The organism is Streptomyces sp. ISL-12 (genome assembly GCF_018614415.1).
Taxonomy (GTDB): Bacteria; Actinomycetota; Actinomycetes; order Streptomycetales; family Streptomycetaceae; genus Streptomyces.
The window spans coordinates 2,501-5,321 of sequence record NZ_JAGGOO010000017.1 but is presented as its reverse complement, the minus strand read 5'-3'; the positions used below and the strand labels follow the sequence as shown (position 1 = coordinate 5,321).

Annotated in this window: 1 rRNA gene (only partly in view); it reads right to left on the bottom strand. The window is 56.8% G+C overall.

The window, feature by feature from the left end:
• Nucleotides 1–22: 22 nt before the first annotated feature.
• A 23S ribosomal RNA gene (locus tag J7I94_RS05280) occupies nucleotides 23–2,821 on the bottom strand; it runs 322 nt beyond the window's last position.

Below are 2,821 nucleotides of genomic sequence, written 5' to 3'. Positions count from 1 at the left end.
AACACAGTGGACGCGAGCAACTGAGGACAAGCCCTCGGCCTATTAGTACCAGTCAACTCCACCCGTTACCAGGCTTCCATATCTGGCCTATCAACCCAGTCGTCTACTGGGAGCCTTACCCTCTCAAGGAGGTGGGAGCCCTCATCTCGAAGCAGGCTTCCCGCTTAGATGCTTTCAGCGGTTATCCCTCCCGAACGTAGCCAACCAGCCATGCCCTTGGCAGAACAACTGGCACACCAGAGGTTCGTCCGTCCCGGTCCTCTCGTACTAGGGACAGCCCTTCTCAAGACTCCTACGCGCACAGCGGATAGGGACCGAACTGTCTCACGACGTTCTAAACCCAGCTCGCGTACCGCTTTAATGGGCGAACAGCCCAACCCTTGGGACCGACTCCAGCCCCAGGATGCGACGAGCCGACATCGAGGTGCCAAACCATCCCGTCGATATGGACTCTTGGGGAAGATCAGCCTGTTATCCCCGGGGTACCTTTTATCCGTTGAGCGACGGCGCTTCCACAAGCCACCGCCGGATCACTAGTCCCGACTTTCGTCCCTGCTCGACCCGTCGGTCTCACAGTCAAGCTCCCTTGTGCACTTACACTCAACACCTGATTGCCAACCAGGCTGAGGGAACCTTTGGGCGCCTCCGTTACCCTTTAGGAGGCAACCGCCCCAGTTAAACTACCCATCAGACACTGTCCCTGATCCGGATCACGGACCCAGGTTAGACATCCAGCACGACCAGACTGGTATTTCAACGACGACTCCACAACCACTGGCGTGGCCGCTTCAAAGTCTCCCAGCTATCCTACACAAGCCGAACCGAACACCAATATCAAACTGTAGTAAAGGTCCCGGGGTCTTTCCGTCCTGCTGCGCGAAACGAGCATCTTTACTCGTAGTGCAATTTCACCGGGCCTATGGTTGAGACAGTCGAGAAGTCGTTACGCCATTCGTGCAGGTCGGAACTTACCCGACAAGGAATTTCGCTACCTTAGGATGGTTATAGTTACCACCGCCGTTTACTGGCGCTTAAGTTCTCAGCTTCGCCCCACCGAAATGGAGCTAACCGGTCCCCTTAACGTTCCAGCACCGGGCAGGCGTCAGTCCGTATACATCGCCTTACGGCTTCGCACGGACCTGTGTTTTTAGTAAACAGTCGCTTCTCGCTGGTCTCTGCGGCCACCCCCAGCTCACGGAGTAAATCCGATCACCAGGTGTGGCCCCCCTTCTCCCGAAGTTACGGGGGCATTTTGCCGAGTTCCTTAACCATAGTTCACCCGAACGCCTCGGTATTCTCTACCTGACCACCTGAGTCGGTTTAGGGTACGGGCCGCCATGAAACTCGCTAGAGGCTTTTCTCGACAGCATAGGATCATCCACTTCACCACAATCGGCTCGGCATCAGGTCTCAGCCTTATGTGCGACGGATTTACCTACCGCACGGCCTACACCCTTACCCCGGGACAACCACCGCCCGGGATGGACTACCTTCCTGCGTCACCCCATCACTCACCTACTAACCGCTTGGGCCGGCGGCTCCACCACTTTCCATTCCCCGAAGGGTCCGGAACGGCTTCACGGCCTTAGCATCACGATGCTCGATGTTTGACGCTCCACAGCGGGTACCGGAATATCAACCGGTTATCCATCGACTACGCCTGTCGGCCTCGCCTTAGGTCCCGACTTACCCTGGGCAGATCAGCTTGACCCAGGAACCCTTAGTCAATCGGCGCACACGTTTCCCACGTGTGTATCGCTACTCATGCCTGCATTCTCACTCGTCAACCGTCCACAACTCGCTTACACGGCTGCTTCACCCGGCAGACGACGCTCCCCTACCCATCACAGCAGGCGTTGGCCCTATAGCTGCAATGACACGACTTCGGCGGTACGCTTGAGCCCCGCTACATTGTCGGCGCGGAATCACTAGACCAGTGAGCTATTACGCACTCTTTCAAGGGTGGCTGCTTCTAAGCCAACCTCCTGGTTGTCTCTGCGACTCCACATCCTTTCCCACTTAGCGTACGCTTAGGGGCCTTAGTCGATGCTCTGGGCTGTTTCCCTCTCGACCATGGAGCTTATCCCCCACAGTCTCACTGCCGCGCTCTCACTTACCGGCATTCGGAGTTTGGCTAAGGTCAGTAACCCGGTAGGGCCCATCGCCTATCCAGTGCTCTACCTCCGGCAAGAAACACACGACGCTGCACCTAAATGCATTTCGGGGAGAACCAGCTATCACGGAGTTTGATTGGCCTTTCACCCCTAACCACAGGTCATCCCCCAGGTTTTCAACCCTGGTGGGTTCGGTCCTCCACGAAGTCTTACCTCCGCTTCAACCTGCCCATGGCTAGATCACTCCGCTTCGGGTCTTGAGCGTGCTACTAAAATCGCCCTGTTCGGACTCGCTTTCGCTACGGCTACCCCACCCGGGTTAACCTCGCAACACACCGCAAACTCGCAGGCTCATTCTTCAAAAGGCACGCAGTCACGAGACAAACACAAGTGCTTGTCCGACGCTCCCACGGCTTGTAGGCACACGGTTTCAGGTACTATTTCACTCCGCTCCCGCGGTACTTTTCACCATTCCCTCACGGTACTATCCGCTATCGGTCACCAGGGAATATTTAGGCTTAGCGGGTGGTCCCGCCAGATTCACACGGGATTTCTCGGGCCCCGTGCTACTTGGGTGTCTCTCAAACGAGCCGCTGACGTTTCGACTACGGGGGTCTTACCCTCTACGCCGGACCTTTCGCATGTCCTTCGCCTACATCAACGGTTTCTCACTCGTCCCACGGCCGGCAGACCGTGAAAGAGAGATC